The following is a 25,062-nucleotide window of genomic DNA, read 5'->3' as shown; positions in this document are numbered from 1 at the left end:
TAGGGGGTCTCTGTACGCCATGCGCGTAAGCGGGCCCGCAAGGGCCCGCTCATGCGCCCTCCCGGTCGAGGCCGAACGCGCAAAACATTTCCCTCCATCGCCTTATCGATGGAACAACGCAGCACAGGAGGATACAGAAGCACAGATACGGAACAGGAAAGCTCTTTGGTTGAAGTAGTAGAGGAACAGACGAGAAGCGCCGGAAAACGCCCGAGAATGCGTTTTCCGGCGCTTCCGCGCGCAAACCTGCGCAAAGGTCAGCGGCCTATTTTTTTCTTCATGTCGGCCACGGAGAGATGCTCCAGCTTGTGAATGCGCACAAGGTAGAGCACGGCGGCCACGCTGAGGCCCACAATGAGCGCCACCCAGAAGCCGAGCACGCCCAGAGGCTGCGGAGTGAGCAGATCGGTCATGCACAGCGTCCAGCCGAGGGGCAGGCTGACTATCCAGTACGCCACGAAGGAGATGCAGAAAATGGCCTTGGTGTCGTTCCAGCCGCGCAGCGAACAGAGGGTGTTGGTCTGCACGCCGTCCGGGAACTGGTAGAACACTTCACAGATCAAAAGCAGACTGGCCATCTGAATGACGGCCTGATCTTCGGTGTACAGGGCCGCCACGGGATAGCGCACGAGGTAAATGAGCGCGGCCAGCACGCAGGCCATGGCAAGCGTGATGGCGAGCGCGGTGAGTCTGGCCCGTCTGGCGGCCTCGATGTCGCCCGCGCCGAGCAGCGTGCCCACGCGGATGGTGGACGCCGCACCGATGGAGAACGGACACATCCACACGAAGGCGCTCACGTTGATGGCAATCTGATGCCCGGACACGGTGGTGACGCCGAGCGGGGAGACGATGAGCGCAATGAGGGCGAAGGCGGCCGTTTCGTTGAGCATGGCAAAGGCGCTCGGCAGCCCTATGCGCGCCATGCGCCTGAGAATGGCGGACGAGGGCTTTTCCAGGGCAAGGGCGGGCCTGTCGGTATGGACGACGAAGAAGGTCATGGACGCGGCCATGAACCAGAACAGAATGGCCGTGGCCACGCCGCAGCCTGCGGCTCCCATGGCGGGGAGACCGAACTTGCCGAACACGAAGATGATGTTGAGCGGCACGTTGAGCGCAAGCCCCACGAAACCGGCCACCATGGCGGGACGCGTTCTGCCGTGGCCTTCCAGAAAGCAGCGCTGCACCACGAAGAACATGAGCGCGGGCACGCCCCAGAGCACGGCGAAGAGGTATTCCGACGTTTTCTGTGCAAGATGCGCGTCCATGGTTCCCCATTGGACGATGGTGCGGCTGATGACAAGGAACACGGCCATGAGCAGCACGGAAATGCCTGCGGCAAGCCACAGGCCCTGACGCAGAAAATGCCTGCTCTTGATTCTGTTGCCCGCGCCGAGCGCCTGCGCCACGAGCGGCGTGATGGCCATGAGAAGGCCCTGCCCGAACATGGTGCCGGGAATCCAGAACGACGTGGCCACGGCGACGGCCGCCATATCGACGGTGCCGGCGCGCCCGGCAACCACGGTGTCCACAAAGGACATGGCAATCTGCGCTATCTGCCCGAGAAAGACGGGAACGGCGAGAAAGACCAGGTTGCGGGCTTCCTGTTTGCTGAAATGCCTGAACATGATGGCTCCTCCCGGTGGGAGAGGAGGTCTTGCGGGGAAGAGAAGCCGGACGGGCTTCCCTGTTTCGAACCTCATCCCTTTTTCAGGTTACGGTTTGAAAGGCGGCGCTGCCGGCTGCGGCACGAAGGCGCAGCAGGGACGCCGAAAACGCGGAGCACTGCTCCGAACAAAAAAACGGCCGAAGATTCGGCAGAAGCGGCGACCTGCGAAGACAAGGCAGGCTTGCCGGAAAATCTTGCGCCGACGCACGTCGGCAAACAAAGTGCGGACAGCTCGGCGGAAGCCGCCCTCACGAAAGACGACTCTCAGGGCCGCCCTTTCGCGGGAGCGTTCTGAACGTTGCACGATGCTGCGCGCTCCCGCCCGTCTCCTGCCCTGAAAGCCGAAGCGCTCTCCGGCAGAAGCTGCGGCAAGCAAAGCATCTCGTCGGAGCGCTGCCGCTTTTTCTGAAGGCCGCGTCGCGCGAAGCGTTCGCCGGGAACGCATCGTCGTTTTTCCGTCTGCGCCGTGCAGGACCGCGACCTTTCGCCGGTTTGCGAACAACGAGCCCGGAAACGCCGTCAGCCGCGAGTTTGCAACGGCGTGCAGCGCGTTGTCCAATGCCGCGTCGAAACATGGGACAATCCGCCCTGACGTCGGCACACAGACTCGAACATTCTGACGCGCCTCGTTCCGGCACAGGGCTCTCCGACGCAGACCGTTCCGGCGTTGGCCGCTCCGAGGCTTTCTCCTCCCCGGCACAAAATCCGCGCCGAACGCCGTTCCCCTGCGCGTCCGCAGCCCACTCGCGCCCTGCGCCTTACGGCCTTGCCGTGCAACGGGGGCCTTGGGCTCCGGCAGAAACAGGCTTGCCGCGTCTTTGCCGACAGGGCTGTTCTGCGCGACTCGCGAAACGTCTTTCTGCGCCGATCAGGGCAACTCCCTCACCTCGTGCAGAGGCGTTCCGACCGACCGACGGGGAAAGAAAAGCGCCGGGACTCTCTCAGCCTCACGAAGAGGTGGCCGGAAGGCCGAAGCCGGTGGACAACACGCGGGGATTCCCGCCCTTCGCGCCGAAGCTGCGCAGCGTCGGCGCTTCCGCCGTGCCTCGGACCCTCTTCCTCGGCTCGCACTCACAAAACGCACGGCGCGTCCGCCGAGAGTTCCACAAGCACTTCCGAAGGCCCCTTCCAGAGGCTCGCGCCCGCACGGCCCGGCAACACCTTCACGCCGCGCCGTCACTGGGGCACAACGGCTCCCGCTCCGCGCATCGTCAAAAAATATTCCTGCGTTTAAACTCGAAAACCCGTCGGCCGCCGAAGCGGGAGACGGGAACGAGTCCACGAAGGAAATACCTTACTTGCCCAGCTTCTTGAGAAGGGTGCGCACGGTGTCGGACAGTTCGGCGCCCTTGCCGACCCAGGCCTGAAGCTTTTCGTTGTCGATGCTCAGGGTGCCGGGGTTGGTGTTGGGGTTGTAGTAGCCCAGAAATTCCAGCGGGCGACCGTCACGGCGGCTGTCGCTGTTGATGGCCACGATGCGGTAGAAGGGACGCTTCTTGGAACCAGAGCGGGTCATTCTCACTTTAACGGACATATCTCACTCCTGATAGGGATAGGCAGCGGGGCTACCTTTTTTTGTTTTTACGTTTCTGCTTGTCGCGTTTCTTCTTGGTAGCGGACTTTCCGCTGCCAGGGATTCCGGGCACTCCGCCGGGCAGTCCCGGCATTCCGCCCATTCCCGGCAGACCGCCCATGCCGGGCAGACCACCCAAGCCCGGCATGCCGCCCATGCCTCCCAGCCTGTTCATCATGCCCTGGGAAATTCGGGGCGCGTGACGGTTGGGCTGCATCATGGACTGCATCATTTTCTTCATCTGTTCGAACTGGCGCAGAAGCGTGTTCACGTCCTGCACCTGTGTGCCCGAACCCTTGGCGATGCGGGCCCTGCGGCTGCCGTTGATGATGTCGGGGTTGCGGCGCTCCTGATTCGTCATGGAGTTCAGGATGGCTTCCGTCCTGTTGAGTTCCTTTTCGTGTCCGCTCATGTCGCCGAGCTTGCTCGCGAGACCGCCGAGGCCGGGGATCAGCTTCATGATGGATTCAAGGGAGCCCAGCTTGCGCATGTGACGCATCTGAGTGCGGAAGTCTTCAAGGTCGAACTTGGCCTTCTGCATCTTCTTGGCGAGGGCTTCGGCCTCTTCGGCCTTCATTTCGCTCTGCGCCTTTTCCAGCAGGGTGAGCACGTCGCCCATGCCGAGGATGCGGCCCGCAACACGGTCGGGATGGAACACTTCCATTTCGGAAAGCTTTTCGCCCATACCGACAAATTTTACCGGCGCGCCCGTGACCGACTTGATGGAGAGCGCCGCGCCGCCGCGGGCGTCGCCGTCCATCTTGGTGAGGACCACGCCCGTGATGCCGAGATGTTCATTGAACGATTCGGCGACGGTCACGGCGTCCTGACCGGTCATGGCGTCCGCCACGAACAGGATTTCCTGAGGATGCACCGCGCCCTTGATGGACACAAGTTCCTGCATGAGCGGCTCGTCCACGTGGAGACGGCCCGCGGTGTCGAGAATGACCACGGTGCACTGCTTCGCCTTCGCGTCCTCCACGGCCGCACGGGCGATGTCCACGGGATTCATGTCCGGCGTGGACTCGAAGCAGGGAATGTCGAGCTGCTTGGCCAGCGTGCGGAGCTGATCGATGGCGGCGGGACGGTACACGTCGGCGGGCACGAGGTAGGGGCGCATCTTCTGCTTGCGCAGAAGAAGGGCCAGCTTGCCCGAAGAGGTGGTTTTACCGGAGCCCTGAAGGCCCACCATGAGAATGACCGCGGGCTGCGCGCCCTGCAGCTTGAGTTCGGTGTCGTCGCCGCCGAGCAGCTTGACCAGTTCGTCGTGAACGACCTGGATGACCTGCTGCGCGGGCGTCACGCCCTTCATGACCTGCACGCCGAGCGCGGCCTCGCGCACGCGATCCACGAATTCCTTGACGATCTTGAAGTTGACGTCGGCTTCAAGAAGCGCGAGTCGGACTTCACGCAGAGCGTCCTGGATATTGGATTCCGTGAGCTGAGCGCGGCCGCTGAGATTGCGGAACACGCCGGAGAGTCGGTCTGTCAGGCTTTCAAACATCGTTTTTCCTGTTCTTATGACTTGGAACTAAGAACCGTTACGCAACTTTTTCCTGCAAGTCAAGTCAAACATGTTCCGCGCGCGGAAGATACGCTTTGCGCGCTCCTGCCGGGCGTCTTGCCTCTTGCCCTCCCCGGCCGCGGCGGGTATTCTTGTCTCCCCCTCGGGAAACAGAAATTCAGGAGATGTCATGTCTGTCATCATGGGAACCGCCGGTCATATCGACCACGGAAAGACGTCGCTCATCAGGGCGCTTACGGGAATAGACTGCGACCGTCTCGGCGAGGAAAAGCGCCGCGGCATCACCATTGAACTGGGTTTTGCCTACGCCGATCTTCCCGGCGGAGAACGCATGGGCATTGTGGACATGCCCGGTCACGAACGCTTCGTGCGCACCATGGTGGCCGGAGCCTCCGGCATCGACTTCGTGCTGCTGGTCATTTCCGCCGACGAGGGCGTCATGCCGCAGACCCGCGAGCATCTGGAAATATGCACGCTGCTCGGCGTGCGTCACGGCATCGTGGCCCTCACCAAGATAGACATGGTGGACGAGGAAATGCGGGAACTCGCCATGGAGGACATCCGCGACTTTCTCAAGGGCACCTTCCTCGAAGGCGCGCCCATCTTCCCCGTCTCTTCCGTGACCGGCGAAGGCCTCGACGCGCTGCGCGCCGCCATCGTGGAGGAAAGCCGCCGTCAGCCCCGCCGCCGCTCCGACCTGTTCCGTCTGCCCGTGGACCGCGTGTTCTCGCTCAAGGGGCACGGCACCGTGGTCACCGGCACGCTGGTTTCCGGCTCCGCCGCCTGCGGCGACGAAGTGGAACTTCTGCCCAGCGGCCGCCGTTCGCACATCCGCAGCATTCAGAGCCACGGGCAGGGGCAGGAAACGGCCGAGGCCGGGCACCGCATTTCCCTGAATCTGCACGGCCTCTCCGTGGAGGAGGTCAACCGCGGCGACGTGGTGACACACGTCGGCACCATGAAGAACTCCAAACGCTGGATCGTGGAGCTGACCTGTCTCAAGTCCTCGCCCCGCGGACTGCGCCATCGCGGCGAAATTCATTTCCATCACAGCGCCCGCGAGCTTGCCGCCCGCCTCTACTTCTACGATCGCGACCGCCTGGAACCGGGCGACACCGCGCTGGTCGAAGTGCATTTTTCCGAACCCGTGGCCGGCATATTCGGCGACCGCTGCATCGTGCGCGCCTTTTCTCCGCTGCGCACCGTGGCCGGCGGCTCCATCCTCTATCCTCTGGATACCGCGCCGCGCCGCAGTCACATCGACGCCGCCATGCAGGAGAGGCTTCTCTCGCTGCCCGACGCCGACGAGCAGACGCGCATCGGCGTGCAGCTGGAGCTTGCCGGACGCTTCGGCGCAACGCTTGCGGATCTTTCCATTCTGACCGACCTCAGCAGAAAGTCGCTGGAAAAGCATCTGCAGGCCATGTCCGGCAAGGGCAGCGCCCTGTGCTGGGACAAGGACGCGAAGTGCTGGATTTCCTCGCTGTGGCTGGACAGGCTTCTGGATCGCGCGCTCGCCGCCACGCGGGCCTTCCACGAGAAGAATCCGCTGGAGCACGGCATGGCCAAGGGCGTCATTCTCGCAGGCATGGGCGCGGGAGTTCCGCCCAAGCTCGCGCACTTTGCGCTTGAGCGGCTCATCCGTTCCGGACGCCTCGCGGCTGAAGGCGAGCTGCTCAGACTGCCGGAACACAAGGTTTCGCTGGCCGACGATCAGCAGGCGCTCAAGGAAACCCTGCTCAAGGCGCATCTCGACTCGCCGCTCATGCCGCCCAACCACACGGAACTCTTCGCCGAACTCGGCATCACCGCGCGCCAGGCGCAGCCCATATTCAAGATTCTGGTCTCGGAAGGCGCGCTGGTGAAGATTAAGGAAGATCTCTACTACCTTTCCTCCGTGATGGACGATCTGCGGGAAAAGGTGAAACAGTTCCTGCTGGAACACGGCGAAATCACGCCCGGCGATTTTCGTGACATTTCGGGCATTTCGCGCAAGAACGGCATAGCGCTGCTCGAACACTTCGACAAGGAGCAGCTCACCATGCGCGTGGGCGACAAGCGCGTGCTGCGCGGCAGGAGCGCCTAGCATGGCCTGTGTGGTGGCTCTGGACTTTGAAACGTCCGACAAGTACGCCGACAGCGCCTGTGCTCTGGGCATGTCGCGCATCGAGGGCGGCCGGGTGACGGACAACTGGTACAGCCTCATCCGCCCGCCGCGCTCCACGGTGTACTTCACCGAAATTCACGGGCTCACCTGGGACATGCTCAAGAATCAGCGCACCTTTCCCGAACTGTGGCCGGAAATCTCCGCCTTCCTGCGGGACGCGCGTCTGCTGGTGGCGCACAACGCCACCTTCGACAGACGCGTGCTTTTCGGCTGCTGCCGGTCATTCGGCCTGGATGCGCCGAACATTCCCTTCGCCTGCACGGTGAAGGGCTCGCGGCGGGGCCTGCATCTTCCGCATCATCGTCTGAACGACGTGTGCGCCTATCTCGGCCTGGAACTGGATCATCACAACGCGGCTTCCGACGCCATGGCCGCGGCGAACATCTATCTGCATCTGCGCTCGCTCGGCATGACGGACGAGGAGATGATGCTGAAAGGATAAATACCGGCTTCGCGTCTTGTCCGCGGAGGCCTGTCGGGATATACTGACGCCAGCAAATCTGTTGTGAGGTTGTCATGATTATCGAATGTCCTTCCTGCCGCTTCAGGCGCGACGTGCCCACGGCCTCCATCCGGCCCGGAAAGAAATACAAGGTGACCTGCCCGCGCTGTTCCACCGTGTTCCATTTTTCTCTGCCTGAAGAGGAAACGCCCGCTCCGGACGAGCCGCAAAAGGCGGCCGCGCCGCAGCCTTCCGAAGCCGCCGCCGCAGAACAGAAGCCCGCGGTGCCCCACCTTTCCACGGAGCAGGAAGGCGACGACCCGCTTCCTCCCGGAGCGCAGATTCCTCAGTTCAACCGCGAGGAGCCCGCGCCTGAAAAGAAGGAAGAGGAAAAGCCCGAGGAAAAGACCCCCGAGCCGCACAGGAAAGCCGGACTGTGGGAGCGCTGGCAGAGCATGCGCGAACACGTGCGCCAGTACGACGAAGGACAGGAGGAATCCGCCTCCCGTAACGACGGCCGCCCCGACGGCGCGCCCTGGGAAAGCCCGGAATACTACGGCTTCTGGGGCAGCTTTTCCCGCACGCTGCTCGGCGTTCTCTTTCACGCGCCGGACTTCTTCCGGCACGTGCGCTGCAACTTTTCGGTGATCCGGCCCATCCTCTTCTACGTGCTGCTGAGCCTTTTCCAGATGCTCGCATCGCGCCTGTGGTCCATGAAGGCCCTGCGGGAACTCACCGCCACGGCCACGGATCCGCAGACCCTGGCCATGGCCGAAACGCTCATGAAAAGCATGAACCTGCCGCTCATGCTGCTCGTGACGCCGTTCTTCTCCATTTTTCAGGCGGTGATTCTGGCCGGCCTCTATCATCTGATGATACGCATGGTGCAGCCGGACAAGGCGGACTTCTCCACCACCCTGCGCGTGGTGTGCTACAGCGCCGCGCCGCTCGTGCTGTGCATCGTGCCCATGGTGGGCAGCCTCATTGCGTCCATCTGGTTCGTGGCCGCGGCCTTCATCGGCTGCAAGTTCGCCCTGAATCTTTCCTGGATGCGCACGCTGCTTGCACTGCTGCCCCTGTACATTCTGGAATTCGCCCTGGTCTCGCAGATTCCCGCCTTCATGGCGGGCGCGGCCTGATCCTCGATTTCTGAACCTTTCCCGACGACGTCGGGCATCAGGGGTTCCGCCGTTTTCGGTGGAACCCCTTTTTTGCGGCCGAATTTCCGCAGAGCGCGCGCCAGTCTTTGCCGAAACCGCCCCCTCCGCCTTCCCCGGTGAACTTCCCCACATCCCCGATCACCTCGGCAAAAGCGCCGGATGCGCCCCTTCTTGACTATATGAAGATAAACGGATATATTACATTGATAAAACTTGATATTTGTTATATTTCAGAAGGTTATGAAAGCTCTCCGGTATCTCAAAGCCCTTTCGGATGAAACCCGCCTGCGTCTGGCGCTGGTTCTTTTCCACTACGAGCTGTCCGTGAACGAGCTGGTGTCGCTTCTCAACATGGGGCAGTCGCGCATTTCGCGACACCTCAAGATTCTCACGGAAGCGGGCCTGCTCCAGTCGCGTCGCGACGGCCTGTGGGTCTTTTACTCCGCCGAGCCGGAGGGACCGGGGCACGATTTTCTGAGCAGCGTTGTTGCCTTTGCGCAGGACGACGAGGCCTGCCGCGCCGATCTCGACATGGCTTCGCACATCATTGAGGAACGCACCCTGAAAACAAGACAGTTCTTCAACGAAATCGCCGACGACTGGGACGAAATGAACCGCGAGATTCTCGGCGACTTTTCCCTGCCGGACGTGATTCTGCGCGCCGTGCCGGAGAACTGCGGCGTGGCCGCCGACCTCGGCTGCGGCACGGGCGAGGTGCTGGAGCATCTGCGCGGAAGCTGCCGGGAACTCATCGGCGTGGACGATTCCCCGCGCATGCTGGAGCTGGCCCGCCGCCGCTTCGGCGACAACATGAACGGCATTTCCCTGCGCATCGGCGAGCTCGACTATCTGCCGCTGCGCGACGGAGAAGCGGATTTCATCTGTATCAATCTTGTGCTGCATCATCTTTCCCGTCCGTCCACCTCGCTGGGAGAAATCGCCCGGGTGCTGCATCCCGGCGGGCTCGTGCTGGTCACCGATTTCGATCAGCACACGCAGGAGTCCATGCGCACCATGTACGGCGACCGCTGGCTCGGCTTCTCTCTCGACGAACTCTCTTCCGCGCTGACCAGAACGGGGCTCTCCATTGTGGACTACCGCCGTCAGCCGGTGAAAAAAAATCTGGCGCTTCATCTCATTCTGGCCCGCAAGCCTGCGGCGTCCTCCGCCGCGCTGTAATCTTTTCTAACCCTTCCACGGAGCAATCATGTCCGCCAAGAATCTCGATCTGTCTCTGGACTACAAAATCGCCGACATCAACCTTGCCGACTTCGGCAAGAAGGAAATCCAGCTCTCCGAGCGCGAAATGCCCGGCCTCATGGAGCTCATCCGCCGATACGGCGACAAAAAGCCCCTCAAGGGCCTGAAAATCAGCGGCTCGCTGCACATGACCATTCAGACGGCCATGCTCATCCGCACGCTCTATGAGCTCGGCGCGGACATCCGCTGGGCTTCCTGCAACATCTTCTCCACCCAGGATCACGCCGCCGCGGCCATCGCCGAACAGGGCATGGCCAAGGTGTTCGCCTGGAAGGGCGAATCTCTGGAAGACTACTGGTGGTGCACCGAAATGGCCCTCACCTGGCCCGACGGCTCCGGCCCCGACCTCATCGTGGACGACGGCGGCGACGCCACTCTGCTCATCCACAAGGGCGTGGAAGCGGAAAACGATCCCTCCGTGCTGAACCGCGAGCCTTCCTGCAAGGAAGAAGGCATCATCATGGAGCGCATCGCCCTCTCCCTCACCTATGATCCCTACCGCTGGCACCGCGTGGCCGCCGCCGTCCGCGGCGTGTCCGAAGAAACCACCACCGGCGTGCATCGTCTCTATCAGATGGAAAAGGAAGGCAAGCTGCTCTTCCCCGCCATCAACGTGAACGACTCCGTCACCAAGTCCAAGTTCGACAACCTCTACGGCTGCCGCGAATCCCTGGCCGACGGCATCAAGCGCGCCACCGACGTCATGGTGGCCGGCAAGGTCGTGGTGGTCTGCGGCTTCGGCGAAGTGGGCAAGGGCTGCGCCGCCTCCATGCGCGGCTTCGGCGCCCGCGTGCTCGTCACGGAAATCGACCCCATCTGCGCCCTTCAGGCCGCCATGGAAGGCTATCAGGTGGTCACCATGGAAGACGCCCTGCCCTACGGCGACATCTACGTCACCTGCACCGGCAACTGCGACGTCATCACCGGCGAACACATGATGGGCATGAAGGATGAAGCCATCGTGTGCAACATCGGTCACTTTGACAGCGAAATTCAGATGTCCTGGCTCGAATCCAATCCCGAATGCCGCAAGATGGAAATCAAGCCGCAGGTGGACAAGTGGTTCCTGCCTTCCGGCCGTTCCATCATCGTGCTGGCCGAAGGCCGCCTCGTGAACCTCGGCTGCGCCACCGGCCACGCGAGCTTCGTGATGTCCAACTCCTTCACCAATCAGGTGCTCGCCCAGATGGATCTTGCCGCCAACAAGCACGAAGTGCGCGTCTATACCCTGCCCAAGAAGCTCGACGAAGAAGTGGCGAGACTCCACCTCGACCGCCTCGGCGTGAAGCTTTCCAAGCTCACCCAGAAGCAGGCCGACTACATCGGCGTTCCCGTGGACGGCCCCTTCAAGAACGACATGTACCGCTACTAAGCCTCGCCGCGCTTCCGCCTTCCGGGCGGAGCGCAGAGGCAGTCAAAAAAAAAACGGGCTTCCGACGAGGAGGCCCGTTTTTTTATCGTTGCTGGCGATGAAACATGCGCGGATGTTCAAAATTCCGTGTAACTTCCCCCGGTGAAGGGCATGCGCAGGGAAGGGAGCGTGCGTTCAAGCAGCACGCCGTCGCGGTGCGGCGTGTCGTAGCCGTAGGTGGCCTGAATGCCGAGGTACACGAAGTGCACGGCCCGATCCACGGCCACGGGAAGGGAATCGCCGAGCAGAAGGCTGCCCGTGAGCACGCTGGCAAAGGCGTCGCCGGTGCCGGGATAGAAGGCGTTGAGATGCGGCACCTCCACCTGCCAGAACCGACGCCCGTCAAAGGCCACGGTGGACGTGTTCGCCGCGCAGGACGCGGGCGCGCTCGTGATGACCACGCCCGAAGGCCCCATCTCCGCCAGCGCGCAGAGCTGATCGCGCAGGCCGTCGCGGCTGATGTCGGGCCGGAAGTCTTCGCCCAGAAGAAAGGCCGCTTCCGTGAGATTGGGCGTGATGACGTCGGCCCGGCGCACGAGATTGCGCATGGCCTCCACCATTTCCGGCGTCTGCGTGGGGTCGAGCGTGCCGTTGTCGCCGAGCACGGGATCCACCACGGCAAGACCACCCGGCGCGCGGAATTCCCGGATGCAGCGCTCCGCCAGCCCCGACTGATCCGGACTGCCGAGAAAGCCGGAATACACCGCGTCGAACTTGAGGCCGAGGCGCGCCCAGTGATCCATCATGGGGCCCATCTGGTCGGTCAGATCAAGGAAGGTGAAGTCGTCCACGCCCGAAGTCTGCGAAGAGAGCACGGCCGTCGGCAGCGGGCAGACCTGAATGCCCATGGTGGCCAGAATGGGAATGGCCACGGTGAGAGACGCCCGGCCGAAGCCGGAAAGATCGTGTATGGCCGCAACGCGGAGAACGGGTACTCCCTGCATGACTGCTCCTTTACCGCCGGGGCGGCAGAACTTGTGAGGGGAGTCTAAGCGCAACTACCCGTTTTGTCATCAACATTTCCCCGCCTCCGGCCGAAGACCCGCCGGGAAAGCGCGACTTTTCCCCGAAACGCGCGTTTTAATGCTTGCCCGGAAACGGCTCTCGGCTTACACATAGAGCTTGCCGCGCCCCTTTCGGGGGGAGGCTTTCGTCGCGCCCTGAACCGTCCGACTTGACGGGGAAAGAAAGGCGCGTTATACCTGCAAGTTCCAATCTCAGTAAGGAGACCGCGCGTCATGAAAAGAACGTATCAGCCCAGCAAGATCAGCAGAAAGCGTACTCACGGCTTCCGCGCCCGCATGAGCACCCCCAACGGTCGTGCCGTCATCAGCCGCCGTCGTGCCAAGGGCCGCAAGACTCTGTCCGCCTAAGCAAGCGATGCGCTTCCCGGACCTCTTCCCTCAGAAAAGTTCCGGGCAGACCATGCAAATGTTTCGGGCGCGGCGTTTCGCCACGCCCACATTTTGCGTTTAACTCTGCTCAAGCGCAGCATGGATTCCTTCCATGTCACTGACCTGGCCCAGAGAACGACGCATCACCCGCAGGGCGGAATACACCGCCTGCTACAACGGGGGAGAGCGTCTGTTCACAAAATACTTCGTTGTGTTCGCCCGTAGCTCCGGCATGTCCGGAGCCGGGCGTCTCGGGCTTGCTGTCACAAAAAAATGCGGCAACGCCGTGGCGAGGAACCGCATCAAGCGCGTTCTTCGCGCCTTCTTCCGCCTGCATCAGGATGAAATGCCCCCCATGGACATTGTCGTCACGCCCAAAAAGCATCTGCGTGCCGACAAGTTCGGTCTCGGCCTCGCGGAAGCCGAACTTCTGCCTCTGCTCGCCGAACTTTCTTCAGCGTCGGCCGCAAGCGCCGACGTTCCCATGCCCTCGGGAGATCCGGCATGACTCTCGCCCAGCGGCTTCTCATTCTGCCCATCCGGTTCTACAAGCGATGCATCTCGCCGCTGTATCCTCCCTGCTGCCGCTTCTATCCCTCCTGTTCCACCTACGCCATCCAGGCCATTGAAATTCACGGCCCCGTCAAGGGCCTCTGGCTGGCCGTAAGGCGCATCCTGCGCTGCCATCCCGGCAACCCGGGCGGCTTCGATCCTGTGCCCCCCCTCTCAAACGATCATCCCTCTGCGCCCGACGCAGACTCTCAGGAACGTCATGGATAACCGTCGCCTCATCATCTCCGTCGTCATCTGCATTGTCCTGCTTTTCGGCTGGCAGGCCTTTTCCTCCTACATGGGCTGGATTCCTGAACCCGCTCAGCCCACGGCCGAAGAACAGGCCGCTGCCCAGGCTCCGGCTCCCGCGCCCGCCGCTCCCGTGGTGCCCGTGGCCAAGTTCGTGCCTTCCGAAGGCCGCGAAGTCCGCGTGAACACCCCCCTGTACGAGGCCGTCTTCCATTCCGGCGGCGGCGTGCTCCAGTCGTTCCGGCTGAAGACCTACAAGGCCAGCATCAATCCCGACTCCCCGCTGTTCAACATGGTTTCCCCCGCCGCCGCCACGGTGGCTCCCATGGGTCTGCTCGTCAACGGTCAGCCCTCCTGGAACATGGGTCAGTGGAGCTTCGACGGTTCCGACGTCAATCTTGAAAGCGGCGACGCCACCCTCACCTTCGTGGGCGAGCTGAACGGCGTGCGCATCAGCCGCGCCATCACCTTCCATGCCGACACCTATCTCATGGATGAAAAGGTGACCCTCACCGCTTCCGAAAACGCTCCCGCCACCCGCGTTTCCTACAACCTGGGCGCCACGGACTTCAGCGGCAAGAGCACCTACGACACCATGAGCATGGCCTGGAATCTCAAGGGCTCCCTCAAGCGCGACACCGACGTGGACGACCTCACCAAGGAAGGCGTGATGAGCTCCGGCGAAATCTACTGGGCCGGCGTGATGACCAACTATTTCCTTTCCGCCGTGCTGCCCGAAATGGGACAGAACACCGTGTTCAAGGGCCGCATCACCGACGGAGGCGTCTGGCGCGCCGCCGTGGAACTGCAGGACGTGAACCTTGTTGCCGGTCAGCCTTCCGAGCTCAAGACCTCCTGGTGGATCGGCCCCAAGAGCCGCGATCTGCTCGACGCCGCCCCCAACAAGCTGAAGTCCTCCATCGACATGGGCATCTTCACCTTCCTCGCCGTGCCGCTGCTCAAGCTGCTCACCATCTTTGAAGAATTCCTCGGCAACTGGGGCTTCGCCATCATTCTGCTGACCATTCTCATCAAGATCGTGTTCTGGCCTCTCTCCCGCAAGAGCTTCAAGTCCATGGAGCAGATGAAGAGACTCCAGCCCATGATGAAGCAGCTGCAGGAAAAGTACAAGAACGACAAGGAAGCCCTCAGCCGCGAAATGATGCAGCTCTACAAGACCTACGGCGTCAACCCCATGGGCGGCTGCCTTCCCATTCTCATTCAGCTGCCCGTGTTCATCGCCCTCTATCAGGCCCTGCTCAACTGCATCGAACTGCGTCACGCCTCCTTCATCACCTACCTGCCCGGCACCGACATCTTCTGGCTCGCCGACCTGTCCGTGAAGGATCCGCTCTACATCACGCCGCTCGTCATGGGCGCCACCATGTTCCTGCAGCAGTGGCTCAGCCCCGCCATGGGCGATCCGCAGCAGCGCAAGATCATGCTCATCATGCCTGTGGTGTTCACGGTCATGTTCATCAACTTCCCCTCCGGTCTGGTGCTGTACTGGCTCTGCAACAACATTCTGTCCATCATCCAGCAGTCCTGGACCCTGCACAAAACCAAGTAGCAGGGGAAAGATATGAGCGAATCCAAAGAATTTCTTGGTAAAACACTGGATGCGGCCATCGCGGAGGCATGCTCCTACTACGATGTGCCCAGAGAAAAACTGGAAATAGAAATCATTGAAGACGCAAAAACGGGCATCTTCGGCATCGTAGGCGCCCGCAAGGCAAAAATACGCGCCCGCCTGGCAACGCTCCCCGACTTCATGCAGGGATCGTCCGCCCAGGAAAAATCCGAACGCCAGGAAGGCCGCCGCCGCGGACGCAACGAACGCCGCCGCGAAAAGGCCGACGCTTCGGACGCTCAGAAAGAAGAACAAAGAGAACGCAAGGAAAAACGCCAGGACGCGGAACGGGAAAATTCGGAAGAAAAATCCGAACGCGTGCTGCCCGCCATACGCACGGCGGGCGTGCCCGCCCTGGCTCCGGCCGGCCCCGCCGCCGACACCGAAGCCGACGAGCAGGACAAGAGCGAAGACGCCGAGGACGCGCCCCGCTCCCGCCGTTCCCGCCAGAGCCGCAGCGCCCGCAAGGAATCCGCGCAGAAGGGCGAAGAGAACGACAGTCTGGAAAGCTCCCTGCCCCGCGTTCCCCTGGCCGAACTGGATCAGGAACGTCTCACGGAAGTCACCAAGAACATCGTCAGCCGCCTGGTGGCCCCCATTCTGGACCTGGATCCGGAAAACGTGGACCTCTCGGTGGAAATCGGCGAAGACCGCGTTCAGATTTCCGTGAAGAGCGAAGACACGGGTCTGCTCATCGGCCGCGACGGACAGAACCTCGCCGCCGTGCAGTACCTCGCCTCCCGCATGATTACGCGCGCCATCGGCTCGCAGGTGCGTCTGCAGGTCGATGCCGGCGACTACCACGTCCGTCAGGATTCCCGTCTGCAGGAACTCGCCCTCGCCCTCGCCGAAAAGGTGAAGGCCACCGGCAAGGTGCAGACCACCCGTCCGCTCAGCGCCTATCAGCGAAGAGTCATCCATCTGGCCCTTCAGGACGACCCCGACGTGCAGACGCGCAGTTCCGGCGAAGGGGCGCTCAAGCACGTTGTCATCCTGCGCCGCAAGGACTAACATAATGCGCCCGGCAGACAACGAGTTTGCCGGGCGCTTTCGTACCCCCCTCCCGCTCCGGTTCACGCGCTCCGGGGCGGCCACGCTCCAACGCCGCGCGCCTTTTCCCGACAGCACGCCGCATCGTTCTCCGCACGGGAAAGCACTCTTACAAAGGAGTTTCTGATGAACAAGCCAAGCATCGGCCTTGCCCCCGAAGGGGCGCCCATCATCGGCCTGCTGACGGTCCTTTCCCTCTGCTCCGCCATTCTGGACTGGTGGCCCGTCACGATTGTGGCCTTTATCCTGCTGTGGTTTTCCGTCCATTTCTTCCGCGATCCCGAACGTGTGGTGCCGCAGGATGAAAACATCGCCGTGAGTCCTGCCGACGGTCGCGTCGTCCGCATGGAATCCCGCGTGGATCCCATGAGCGGCGAAAGCAGACTGTGCATCTCCATCTTCATGAACATCTTCAGCGTACACGTGAACCGCGTTCCCGTCGGCGGAACCGTCACCGCCATACGCTATCTGCCCGGCAAGTTCTTCAACGCCGCGCTGGACAAGGCTTCCACCGACAACGAGCAGTGCCTCTGGCAGATGCGCGACGACAACGGCGACTCCTGGACCTTCGTGCAGATCGCCGGACTCATCGCCCGCCGCATCGTACCCCACGCCGAACAGGGCGATTTCTTCAAAAGAGGACAGCGTTTCGGCATGATACGTTTCGGTTCCCGCGTTGACGTCTATCTGCCCGCCGACTATACTTCTGCAGTTTCCATCGGCGAAAACGTCTTTGCCGGTCAGACTGTTCTGGCCAAGAAGTCCGCTTCCGAAGAAGAAGCGTAAGAGAGGCTCTCATGCGCGATCCCAACAAGCCCGTTCCCCGCGGCGTCTATATTCTGCCCAATCTGTTCACCACGGCCAGCCTCTTTGCCGGCTTCTTCAGCATCATTCTCGCATTCAAGGATCAGTTCGACCTCGCGGCCTGGGCCATTCTCGTGGGCGCCGCCATGGACGGACTCGACGGCAAGGTGGCTCGACTCACCGGCACGGCCAGCCAGTTCGGCATCGAATACGACTCCCTCGCCGACGACGTGACCTTCGGCGTGGCGCCCGGCCTGCTTGCCTATGCCTGGCAGCTGCACAACTTCGGCCGTCTCGGCCTCGCCGTGGCCTTCCTGTTCTGCGGCTGCGCCGCCCTGCGCCTGGCCCGCTTCAACGTGGGCGTGTCCACCACGTCCAAGCGCTTCTTCGTGGGACTGCCCAGCCCCGCCTGCGCCTGCGTCATGGCCACGTTCGTGCTGTTCATGCCCTACTATCCCGACTTCCTCATGCCCATCCTGCCCGGGCTGACGCTGATCCTCTCCGTCATTGTGCCGCTGCTCATGGTGAGCCGCGTGCGCTACTTTTCCTTCAAGGAATTCGGCTTCATCAAGGCCCATCCCTTCCAGACCATGGTCGCCACGCTCATCGTGCTCAGCATGGTGTTCTCGCTGCCGCGCCTGTTCTGCTTCCTCATTCTCATAGGCTACGTCATTTCCGGCCCGGCCTACACCTACATTCTGCGCCGCAGAGGCCGTCAGCTTGATCCCGAAGCCGCCGACGCCGCCAAGGCCGCAGCCAAGGCCGAAACGGCTTCCGAAAAGGCCGCAGAATAGCCCTTTGCATGTTTCAATGCCGAAAAGGCCGTCGCTTCCAGAGCGACGGCCTTTTCTTTTGCCGGCAAAGCGCCTGCCTGCCGGGCGAATCTCTCCCTGCCCGCGCATGCGCCGAAAGCGCACAGACGTCCGCCGTCATGCTGCCCCGCTTCCGTCGCCTCCCCGCCCGGCCAGGTCTCACGCCGACCGGATTCCGCCTGCGCGCCTTGCGCAGAAGCAGCGCTTATGTATTACGTTGTCTTACAATTCTGGCAAAGTGTTGCATCATCTTGTTGAGAGTGCGTCTTTTCCGCTATGCTGACATCTGCAACCAACCTCATGCCACAGAAGGTATCATGAACAATATTTCCCGTTGCCGTTTTCTGGCCCTGGGCTGCTGCGCGGCCGGAGCCTCCCTTTTTCCCTCCCTCGTCTCCCCGGCGCAGGCCGCAACTCTCAGCACCGCCGAGGTCAACCGTCTTTTCCAGAAGCTCGGAGCCGAAAAGAAGGCTCCCAAAGAGCTGGACGCATGGATTCATGACCCCGCCGCCCAGAAAATCGCGCCCTATCAGGCTTTCGACAACGTCTGGCAGGTGGGCATTGCCTGGGTGTCCTCCTAGGCCGTCAAAACCAGCGACGGCTGGGTGCTCATCGACACCACGCACGAACCCTTTGTGGATTTTCTCATCGAGAATCTCCGCACCGTGGGCATTGCGCAAGAAGACGTCAAACTGGTGCTCATGACGCACGGACATTTCGATCACGTGGGCGGCTACTACCGTCTGAAGCCGCTGCTGAAAAACGCCCGCTTCGTCATGACGGAACGCGGCTGGAACGAGGCCTTCCGCTACGCAAACGAAAGCAAGGGAACGCCCAAGGAATGGAAGATGCTCGAAGAGAAGGACGTCGTGGCCAAAGACGGCGATCAGCTGCGCTGCGGCGACAGCGTGTTCACCGTGCTTGAAACGCCGGGACACACCTGGGGCACGGCTTCGTACGTGTACGACGTACTCTGGGGCGGCAAGAGCTGCAAGGCCGTCACCGTGGGCGGACAGGGACTGAACGCCATTGAAGGCCCCGATCAGGTTCGCGCCTACATCAAAAGCATGGAGCGCCTCAGTGAGGATTCTCTGGGCATTGAAGTGGACCTCACGGCCCATCCCTTCTCTTCCGGGCTTGCGGATCTCATTCCCGCGCTGCGCAGCCTGAAGCCTTCCGATCCTCATCCGCTCATCAATCGCGCCGCCTACCTGAATCGCCTGAAGAAGCTCAACGAGGGAGCCGTCGCCCGGCTGAAGCAGGAACTGGCCAAGGCCGGAGCCTGAGCGCCGAAGCCGCGTTTCCCTTTCCCGACCCCCGCCGTCAGAGACGCCGCGCCCGGGGCGCAATCGCCGAAAACAGCTCAGCCTGCAAGAAAAGGGCCCCGTCCTGCAAAGCAGAACGGAGCCCTTTTTCCGCATGAACAACATGTTCTGCGCCGGACATCAGCGTAAAAATCATAAACTGACGCACTCGACGATGCCTCGACCGCGAAGACTCCCGGTTTTGCCATCGCAGTAATCTTCAAACGTCAGTCGATTCGCCGCCCCCTTCCACCAAACTCCCAGGCGCTCCCGACGGCTCCTCATGCGGTCAGAAACGCCCCTGCGACAAACGAGGCCGTCGTTCATCCCCGGCTCTTTGCGAAGACGTCCAACGTCTTGAGAGGCAGGACATCCCAAGGGAGCGCTCCCCCGCAGCGATACTCTAAAAACAGTTTTCTTCCCTTGGGGCAAGGATCATCACGCCAGAAGCTCGCTAATCATAAGCGTAACCAGCAGCTACCCGCCGTACAGGCTTCCAATCCCGACAAAGAGGACTCAGGCTTCGCCGAGAGCTCTCCACCTGAATATCCAGGACATCTGCAATAAAAAAGCCCAAACAGTTCGACATGGTTGGACGAGAGGCACACTCTTTCCAGTATTGTATTTCCTCTCCTCTCCATTGCTCAAAAGAAGGAGACATCCACAGGAAAAACGGAATTTCAACTCCGCAGTTTCTGTTCAAGCTATGACCGTAACGCCTTTCTACGTCAAAAACATCCTGTCCATGGTCGCTGAGGTAAATCAATACGGAGTTCGGCACGGTTTCCAGCTGTCTTATTATCTGCTCAAGAATAAAATCCGTATAGCGAATGGAGTTATCATACTCATTGATGATCTCCTGGGCTTCGGGAAGCGCCGACCAGAGAGACGTCATGCCCGATGAATCTTTAAAATAGGCAAATTCCTGAGGATAACGGCTTCCATATTTTACATGGCTGCCCATAATATTCAGGAATATGGCTCTCGACTGCCCCTCCGACTTCTGAAGAACGGAAGAAAGTTCCGGCAGAACAGCTTCATCAAAGAACTGAATCTTATCAGCACTGCCGTTGAGACTGACAATCTCATCCGCCAGAAACGGCAGGGAAGAACATGTCTCATCATAAGCATACTGAGACGTTATCCACCAGGTACGCATTCCTGCGGCATTGAGCATTTTCATTACCGGCAGCTTTTTGTCCGTACTCTCCAAAGGCAGCAGAAGACTCTCCGTATGCGATGCCACGGTATTCGGCGCAGCACTAATCATATCGGTAAATATGAGGAGCTGGCCTTGTCTGGCGTCCATAAACGGGGTAGTGCGACGCGGATATCCATAATATCCATGATGACTGCGTACGGCAGATTCCCCTATAACCACCACCAGTGTCACCGGTCCCTTTCTTCGAGCGACAACAGGGTACTCCTTCAGTACCTTTTGTATATTCTCCGATGTAAACGAGGCCACAGCCCTCTTTTTCTCCAGGTATTGCTCATTTGCAACATAGGTTTGATAAACAGGATTATACTTCCATGCTTTCTGAGGCGTTCTGACAGCTACGAATACCAGCGCAACAGAAAAAAACAGACAGAAACAAAGCCACGCTTTCTTCCCCTGCACAGGACGCGGAGTTCTTATTAAAGCAAAAATAAAAGGAACCGGCACAATCCAACACAATGCAACGGCAACCAATGTTTTCCACGTCACATAGGATTTGATAAATTCAACAGTTTCTATAGCATTAGTCTGATATATCGCTGCAATGCTAAGAGATGATATCGGCATAGAATATAAAACTATATGAACTGAATATACAGATGCCAAAAATGCATATATGATATAGCTTACAATAATACTTATTCTATCTAATATATTTATCATTAAAACAGGAATTAATATAATCACCATGCTTATGGAATAGCTCAAAAGAGTTTTCCATGGAAGCCATACAGGAAAATATACGAACCATATGACTGTCGGCACTATCCAAATCGAAATGATAAACATAAAAATACTTAATATATATTTATAAAACAACATGACATTATAAAAAGCAGGCATATGTCGATAATGCACAGTTTGCTCCTGATAATTTTTGGTTATATCAAATTAATATCACGCCTTATATATTTTAATGAAAATAACTACCGATAATTTTCCAGCAGAAACATGGGCTTGATGGCAACCACCTCGTCGTATTCCGTCTGGCTGACCTTCACGCCGGAATTCAGCGAACGAAGCACGGCCTTCATATCCTCATAGGCTTCGGGAATGGTTTCGGAACGGCCTTCGCGTATGGAGCGAATCATGCGCGTCAGCGTGGCGGGATGCGCATAGCGGGCAGGCAGGGGAAAATCAGGATAGTCGCGCAGGTAGGTCTCCAGATCTGCCCTGGCTTTGTCCAGCGCTGCCGCAATGGCCCGGCTGTTGTTGCGCACCGTGGGCAGCACGTGGGCGCTGGCAAAAAAGAACAGAGCGGCAAGACCAATGAGCGTCACGTACATGCCGTAATCGCCCGAACCGGTCAGCCACGTGTAGGCTCCGTAGATGGAGGCTACGAGCGCCAGACAGAAAATGGCGAGCGCCACCCACTTGTGCGCGGGATTGGTGAGCTGATCCACGCGCCTGGCCTTGCTCGCCGCGGCAAGCCGCGTGGTCAGATCGGGGCGCTTTTCAAGAAATTCCCGGGCATGACGCAGCGCATTGAGGCTTTTCTCCGCCGTGGGAGAAAGATGCTTCACATATCTGGCCTCTTCCGCGGCCCTGGCCTCGGCGAGCTTTCGGGCCGCAGCCTCGGACATGGTCTTGATGTGCGGAAAGCGATGCTGAATTTCCGCAAGCATCATATCCACATGGCTTTCGTGCTTGAACGTACACTGCACATGCTCCCCGTTGTCGTACTCCACTACAAGGTAGGGAATGGAGCCGAAGATGCCCTTGCCGGTGAAGCCGCCCTTGCTCATGGCCACGCGCTTGTAGGCGCGCTGAATGTTGGACGCGGGAATATAGAAGCGGCGCTCCATGAAAATACTGTTCAGGTACAGCGCCTTCTGCCCGACGCCGCAGGGCCCGAAGACAAGGCAGGACTTTCTGTCCTCCTTGAGATCCCTGTCGTTCAGCCCTGCGCTGCCGAGTCTGGCCGGTTTGAAATACAGCATCACAACTCCCGGAGAGATGAAGTTTGGTTCATGCGCCAGGCGCAGAACAAAGAAAAAGGGGGCCGTCTCTGCGGACGGCCCCCTCGCACTCTGAAACAGAGGGTTCTGGAGCGCCTCGGCGTTCCGTCACTGCATGTTCAAAAGAAGGCAGCAGCCTCTTTCAGACGTTTTCACGCCGCCTTTGAAAAGCGGCCGAGCGTTACGCGTGCCTGCGGGTGGCGCGCAGGAACAGGCTGAGGAACAGTGCGGCCACGACCACGCCGATCACATAGGCCACGGCGGTGGGCAGCTTCACCACAAGGCCGAGGCATTCGGGGGCCATGCAGAAGTAGGTGCTCGACACGGCGCTCATGAAGGTGGCGGGCACGGCGGTGATCCAGTAGTTCTTCTTGTTCAGGAAGAGGTACATGGAGGCGGCCCAGAGCACGATCATGGCCAGGGTCTGGTTGGTCCAGCTGAAGTAGCGCCACACGATGGTGTAGTCGAGCTGGCTGATGAGCGCACCCGCACCGAGCAGCGGCACGCAGAAGATGAGACGGTTCTTGTAGCTGGTCTGGGAGACCTTGAACCAGTCGGCCAGCACCAGACGGGCGGAACGGAACGCGGTGTCGCCGGAAGTGATGGGGCAGGCGATGACGCCGATCATGGCAAGGCCGATGCCTATGCCGCCCATGGTCTTGCTGCACACGTCGTAGATGGCGGCGGACTGACCGGCGGCAAGGCTGGCGAGCAGGCCGGTGGTCTGGCCGTTGGTGATTTCATAGATGGTGCAGCCGGCGGCGGCCCAGATGAGGGCGATGATGCCTTCGCACACCATGGCGCCGTAGAACACGAAGTGCCCCTGATGTTCACTCTTCATGCAGCGGGCCATGAGGGGCGACTGCGTGGCGTGGAAGCCGGAAATGGCGCCGCAGGCCACGGTGATGAACATGAAGGCCCAGATGGGCGTGCCCTTGGGATGCATGTTGGTGAAGTGATCCCAGAGTTCGGGAATCTGATAGGCGGGATTGATCACGATGCCGGCGCCCACGCCCACGGCCATGATGATGAGGCAGATGCCGAAGACGGGATAGATCTTGCCGATGATCTTGTCGATGGAAATGAAGGTGGCGATGAAGTAGTACACCAGCACCACGGTCAGCCAGAAGGAAGCGTTCAGCAGAATGCCGGAAGCGCCGGCTTCGCTGCACAGCTTGACGATGAGGCCGGCGGGGCCCACGGCGAACACGGTGCCGACCATGACGAGCAGCACCACGGAGAAGATGCGCATGACGGTCTTCATGGTGGGGCCGAGGTAGATGCCGGTGATTTCGGAGACCGAAGCGCCGTTGTTGCGCTCACTGGTCATGCCGGAGAAGAAGTCGTGGACGCCGCCGGCGAAAATGGTGCCGAAGGTGATCCACAGGAACACCACGGGGCCCCAGAGCGCGCCCTGCAGCGCACCGAAGATGGGTCCGAGACCGGCGATGTTCAGCAGCTGAATGAGGAACAGCTTCCACTGGGGAAGCACCACATAGTCAACGCCGTCGTTGATGACGACGGCAGGAGTTTCCCGGTCGTCCGGACCAAAGGTGTTCTCTACCATCTTGCCGTAGGTAAAGTAGCCTATGATCAGAAGAGCCAGGCACAGAAAGAAACTAACCATACAAACAACCTCTCAAGTATCGGTGCCCTCTCCGTGCATCCCTCATGCAGGGAGGCCGCCGATGATTCTAGAAGGCAAGTATTCCACTTGACAAATTTATGCAAGGCGATACATTGACCGCCCCTTGAACTTTTTGAGAAAAAAAGCTCTAATCAGGCCATATCACATATCTTTATTTAATTTGAAGACGCAATCTGAATGCAAGACGCTCTTCCGACGCCTCTTCGCATGCCGAAAACTGCATCGCTGCGTCGTTGCTGAGCCTTGAAGAAAACAGGCGTCGCCCCCGGCCAGGTACAGAAGAACGCGACGTTTCAAGTCCGCATCCTCCCGCCCCTGCGGCCGCCGGACAAGCAGGCCCCCGCCCCTTTCAAAAGCCCCTTTCTTTCGACCTCAAAAAAACCGCGTCCGCACGCAGGCAGCGCCGCATCCTGACGGCAAAAATTTCAGCATCAGCGGAAGGTCAGCCGCATCTGATACCAGGAAACGTCGCCGTGCGTGGACGACGAAAGTCCTTCGTTCTCAAAGCCGAGCGAGGCGTAATAGGGCACGAGCCTCTCCTTGCAGGTAAGCACCACGCCGAGCTTTCCCCGCTTCCGCGACTCTTCCGTCAAATGACGCACCAGCATGGCGGCATAGCCCCTTTTGCGGTACTCAGGCAGCGTATTGAGTCCGAAAATCATCTGCCAGCGGCCGTCCGGCCTGTGCAGCGAGGCGTCCGCGTACATTTCATCGCGCAGATCGGCTTCGTCCGTGGCCATGCCGTCGATGAACGACGCCAGTCGCCCATCCTCAAAAAGCAGCCAGAAACAGTCGGCATACGCCTCCAGACGCTCCCGGAATTCCTCTTCCGTGGCGGCCTCCTTTGGGGGAAAACAGCGTCTTTCCACCTCGGCCACGGCCGAAAGATCGGCCAGGGTCGCATTTCTTATGAGCATGAATCCTCCGGCATCGCCTGCGGGCGCAGTCTGTCCCCAAAAAGGGACGCGGCCCACGGCGCGGCTCCGCTACTGCGCGCAGGGAGCCTCAAAACGTTTGGCGCACGAAACGCAGGCGGACGGCGGATCCGCCGTCTGCACCGCGGCGCGGAAATCCGCATACCCGGGCTTTGCCCATATGGCAAGCGGACTCTCTTCCAGCACGTTGCCGAACACCGTGCGGTTCGGCTGAGGCTCGCGAAGCGGCACGTTGAGGTACACGCACGGCGAAACATACCCCTCGGCGTCCACGTAAAGGGTTCTGTGCGCACGTTCGCGGCA

General features: G+C 60.4%; 22 protein-coding genes and 1 pseudogene. 14 read left to right on the top strand and 9 right to left on the bottom strand.

From position 1 onward, the window contains the following. Positions 1–257: 257 nt before the first annotated feature. The 3 genes from ACZM96_RS03190 to ffh form a co-directional block, all read right to left on the bottom strand. Positions 258–1,625, bottom strand: coding sequence for an MATE family efflux transporter (locus tag ACZM96_RS03190; protein WP_489487290.1), 1,368 nt, complete (start codon positions 1,623–1,625; stop codon positions 258–260). Positions 1,626–2,960: 1,335 nt separating this feature from the next. After that, positions 2,961–3,200, bottom strand: coding sequence for a 30S ribosomal protein S16 (gene rpsP, locus ACZM96_RS03185; RefSeq protein WP_294484990.1), 240 nt, complete (start codon positions 3,198–3,200; stop codon positions 2,961–2,963). Between the two features lie 31 nt (positions 3,201–3,231). Further along, positions 3,232–4,743 (bottom strand): signal recognition particle protein, encoded by a 1,512-nt coding sequence (ffh, locus tag ACZM96_RS03180; protein ID WP_489487288.1) that lies wholly within the window; start codon positions 4,741–4,743, stop codon positions 3,232–3,234. 190 nt (positions 4,744–4,933) lie between these two features. Between ffh and selB the strand changes: the two genes are divergently transcribed. The 5 genes from selB to ahcY all read left to right on the top strand — a co-directional run bounded on the left by selB (position 4,934) and on the right by ahcY (position 11,165). After that, positions 4,934–6,850 carry a selenocysteine-specific translation elongation factor gene (selB, locus tag ACZM96_RS03175; protein WP_489487286.1) on the top strand — a complete coding sequence of 639 codons (1,917 nt, stop codon included), beginning with the start codon at positions 4,934–4,936 and terminating at the stop codon, positions 6,848–6,850. 1 nt (position 6,851) lies between these two features. Next, positions 6,852–7,373 carry a 3'-5' exonuclease gene (locus ACZM96_RS03170; RefSeq protein WP_489487284.1) on the top strand — a complete coding sequence of 174 codons (522 nt, stop codon included), beginning with the start codon at positions 6,852–6,854 and terminating at the stop codon, positions 7,371–7,373. A gap of 74 nt (positions 7,374–7,447) precedes the next feature. Next, a complete protein-coding gene (locus tag ACZM96_RS03165) occupies positions 7,448–8,512 on the top strand; it encodes a YIP1 family protein (protein WP_489487282.1) in 1,065 nt (354 codons plus the stop codon). Positions 8,513–8,773: 261 nt separating this feature from the next. Next, positions 8,774–9,712 carry an ArsR/SmtB family transcription factor gene (locus ACZM96_RS03160; RefSeq protein WP_489487281.1) on the top strand — a complete coding sequence of 313 codons (939 nt, stop codon included), beginning with the start codon at positions 8,774–8,776 and terminating at the stop codon, positions 9,710–9,712. Between the two features lie 28 nt (positions 9,713–9,740). Further along, positions 9,741–11,165: an adenosylhomocysteinase gene (gene ahcY / locus ACZM96_RS03155; protein WP_489487279.1), complete on the top strand. Its 1,425-nt coding sequence runs from the start codon at positions 9,741–9,743 to the stop codon at positions 11,163–11,165. Between the two features lie 116 nt (positions 11,166–11,281). On the opposite strand, the gene ACZM96_RS03150 is transcribed toward ahcY, so the two are convergent. Beyond that, on the bottom strand, positions 11,282–12,148 hold the full coding sequence (locus tag ACZM96_RS03150) for a pyridoxamine kinase (RefSeq protein WP_489487278.1): 867 nt from the start codon (positions 12,146–12,148) through the stop codon (positions 11,282–11,284). 294 nt (positions 12,149–12,442) lie between these two features. On the opposite strand from ACZM96_RS03150, the gene rpmH reads away from it, so the two are divergent. From rpmH to ACZM96_RS03105, 9 genes and pseudogenes are all read left to right on the top strand, one after another. Then, entirely contained in the window at positions 12,443–12,577 is a 135-nt protein-coding gene (rpmH, locus tag ACZM96_RS03145) for a 50S ribosomal protein L34 (protein WP_294445518.1), read from the top strand. A gap of 133 nt (positions 12,578–12,710) precedes the next feature. Beyond that, positions 12,711–13,106, top strand: coding sequence for a ribonuclease P protein component (gene rnpA, locus ACZM96_RS03140; protein ID WP_489487276.1), 396 nt, complete (start codon positions 12,711–12,713; stop codon positions 13,104–13,106). After that, the gene (gene yidD, locus ACZM96_RS03135) at positions 13,103–13,378 is read left to right on the top strand and encodes a membrane protein insertion efficiency factor YidD (RefSeq protein WP_489487275.1); all 276 of its coding nucleotides are present in this window, start codon (positions 13,103–13,105) and stop codon (positions 13,376–13,378) included. The genes rnpA and yidD overlap by 4 nt, the downstream gene beginning before the upstream one ends. Beyond that, the gene (yidC, locus tag ACZM96_RS03130; protein ID WP_489487274.1) at positions 13,371–14,969 is read left to right on the top strand and encodes a membrane protein insertase YidC; all 1,599 of its coding nucleotides are present in this window, start codon (positions 13,371–13,373) and stop codon (positions 14,967–14,969) included. The genes yidD and yidC overlap by 8 nt, the downstream gene beginning before the upstream one ends. A gap of 12 nt (positions 14,970–14,981) precedes the next feature. Next, a complete protein-coding gene (locus ACZM96_RS03125; RefSeq protein ID WP_489487272.1) occupies positions 14,982–16,040 on the top strand; it encodes a Jag family protein in 1,059 nt (352 codons plus the stop codon). Between the two features lie 165 nt (positions 16,041–16,205). Beyond that, complete coding sequence (locus ACZM96_RS03120) at positions 16,206–16,865, top strand: phosphatidylserine decarboxylase family protein (RefSeq protein WP_489487271.1); 660 nt, start codon at positions 16,206–16,208, stop codon at positions 16,863–16,865. Between the two features lie 11 nt (positions 16,866–16,876). Continuing rightward, positions 16,877–17,677: a CDP-diacylglycerol--serine O-phosphatidyltransferase gene (gene pssA, locus ACZM96_RS03115; RefSeq protein WP_489487269.1), complete on the top strand. Its 801-nt coding sequence runs from the start codon at positions 16,877–16,879 to the stop codon at positions 17,675–17,677. Between the two features lie 335 nt (positions 17,678–18,012). Continuing rightward, positions 18,013–18,276: a hypothetical protein gene (locus ACZM96_RS03110; protein ID WP_489487267.1), complete on the top strand. Its 264-nt coding sequence runs from the start codon at positions 18,013–18,015 to the stop codon at positions 18,274–18,276. Positions 18,277–18,291: 15 nt separating this feature from the next. After that, positions 18,292–18,981: pseudogene (locus tag ACZM96_RS03105) on the top strand (MBL fold metallo-hydrolase); the annotation flags it as partial. A 472-nt stretch (positions 18,982–19,453) separates the two neighbouring features. Here the strand turns inward: ACZM96_RS03105 and ACZM96_RS03100 are convergent. The 5 genes from ACZM96_RS03100 to ACZM96_RS03080 all read right to left on the bottom strand — a co-directional run. Further along, positions 19,454–21,076 (bottom strand): phosphoethanolamine transferase, encoded by a 1,623-nt coding sequence (locus tag ACZM96_RS03100; protein WP_489487265.1) that lies wholly within the window; start codon positions 21,074–21,076, stop codon positions 19,454–19,456. 68 nt (positions 21,077–21,144) lie between these two features. Further along, positions 21,145–22,158, bottom strand: a complete 1,014-nt coding sequence (locus tag ACZM96_RS03095) for a hypothetical protein (RefSeq protein ID WP_489487263.1) — start codon at positions 22,156–22,158, stop codon at positions 21,145–21,147. 199 nt (positions 22,159–22,357) lie between these two features. Next, entirely contained in the window at positions 22,358–23,803 is a 1,446-nt protein-coding gene (locus ACZM96_RS03090) for a carbon starvation CstA family protein (protein ID WP_489487261.1), read from the bottom strand. A 452-nt stretch (positions 23,804–24,255) separates the two neighbouring features. Continuing rightward, positions 24,256–24,741 (bottom strand): GNAT family N-acetyltransferase, encoded by a 486-nt coding sequence (locus ACZM96_RS03085; RefSeq protein WP_489487259.1) that lies wholly within the window; start codon positions 24,739–24,741, stop codon positions 24,256–24,258. Between the two features lie 69 nt (positions 24,742–24,810). Further along, a partial coding sequence (locus ACZM96_RS03080; RefSeq protein WP_489487258.1) for an SPASM domain-containing protein occupies positions 24,811–25,062 on the bottom strand: 252 nt, incomplete at its 5' end.

The organism is Mailhella sp. (genome assembly GCF_057866825.1).
This window is presented reverse-complemented; position numbering and strand designations above follow the sequence as displayed.

Coding starts and splice junctions, on each gene's coding strand:
- ACZM96_RS03190 (WP_489487290.1), bottom strand. CDS start 1,625: ATGTTCAGGCATTTCAGCAAACAGGAAGCCCGCAACCTGGTCTTTCTC.
- rpsP (WP_294484990.1), bottom strand. CDS start 3,200: ATGTCCGTTAAAGTGAGAATGACCCGCTCTGGTTCCAAGAAGCGTCCC.
- ffh (WP_489487288.1), bottom strand. CDS start 4,743: ATGTTTGAAAGCCTGACAGACCGACTCTCCGGCGTGTTCCGCAATCTC.
- selB (WP_489487286.1), top strand. CDS start 4,934: ATGTCTGTCATCATGGGAACCGCCGGTCATATCGACCACGGAAAGACG.
- ACZM96_RS03170 (WP_489487284.1), top strand. CDS start 6,852: ATGGCCTGTGTGGTGGCTCTGGACTTTGAAACGTCCGACAAGTACGCC.
- ACZM96_RS03165 (WP_489487282.1), top strand. CDS start 7,448: ATGATTATCGAATGTCCTTCCTGCCGCTTCAGGCGCGACGTGCCCACG.
- ACZM96_RS03160 (WP_489487281.1), top strand. CDS start 8,774: ATGAAAGCTCTCCGGTATCTCAAAGCCCTTTCGGATGAAACCCGCCTG.
- ahcY (WP_489487279.1), top strand. CDS start 9,741: ATGTCCGCCAAGAATCTCGATCTGTCTCTGGACTACAAAATCGCCGAC.
- ACZM96_RS03150 (WP_489487278.1), bottom strand. CDS start 12,148: ATGCAGGGAGTACCCGTTCTCCGCGTTGCGGCCATACACGATCTTTCC.
- rpmH (WP_294445518.1), top strand. CDS start 12,443: ATGAAAAGAACGTATCAGCCCAGCAAGATCAGCAGAAAGCGTACTCAC.
- rnpA (WP_489487276.1), top strand. CDS start 12,711: ATGTCACTGACCTGGCCCAGAGAACGACGCATCACCCGCAGGGCGGAA.
- yidD (WP_489487275.1), top strand. CDS start 13,103: ATGACTCTCGCCCAGCGGCTTCTCATTCTGCCCATCCGGTTCTACAAG.
- yidC (WP_489487274.1), top strand. CDS start 13,371: ATGGATAACCGTCGCCTCATCATCTCCGTCGTCATCTGCATTGTCCTG.
- ACZM96_RS03125 (WP_489487272.1), top strand. CDS start 14,982: ATGAGCGAATCCAAAGAATTTCTTGGTAAAACACTGGATGCGGCCATC.
- ACZM96_RS03120 (WP_489487271.1), top strand. CDS start 16,206: ATGAACAAGCCAAGCATCGGCCTTGCCCCCGAAGGGGCGCCCATCATC.
- pssA (WP_489487269.1), top strand. CDS start 16,877: ATGCGCGATCCCAACAAGCCCGTTCCCCGCGGCGTCTATATTCTGCCC.
- ACZM96_RS03110 (WP_489487267.1), top strand. CDS start 18,013: ATGAACAATATTTCCCGTTGCCGTTTTCTGGCCCTGGGCTGCTGCGCG.
- ACZM96_RS03095 (WP_489487263.1), bottom strand. CDS start 22,158: ATGCTGTATTTCAAACCGGCCAGACTCGGCAGCGCAGGGCTGAACGAC.
- ACZM96_RS03090 (WP_489487261.1), bottom strand. CDS start 23,803: ATGGTTAGTTTCTTTCTGTGCCTGGCTCTTCTGATCATAGGCTACTTT.
- ACZM96_RS03085 (WP_489487259.1), bottom strand. CDS start 24,741: ATGCTCATAAGAAATGCGACCCTGGCCGATCTTTCGGCCGTGGCCGAG.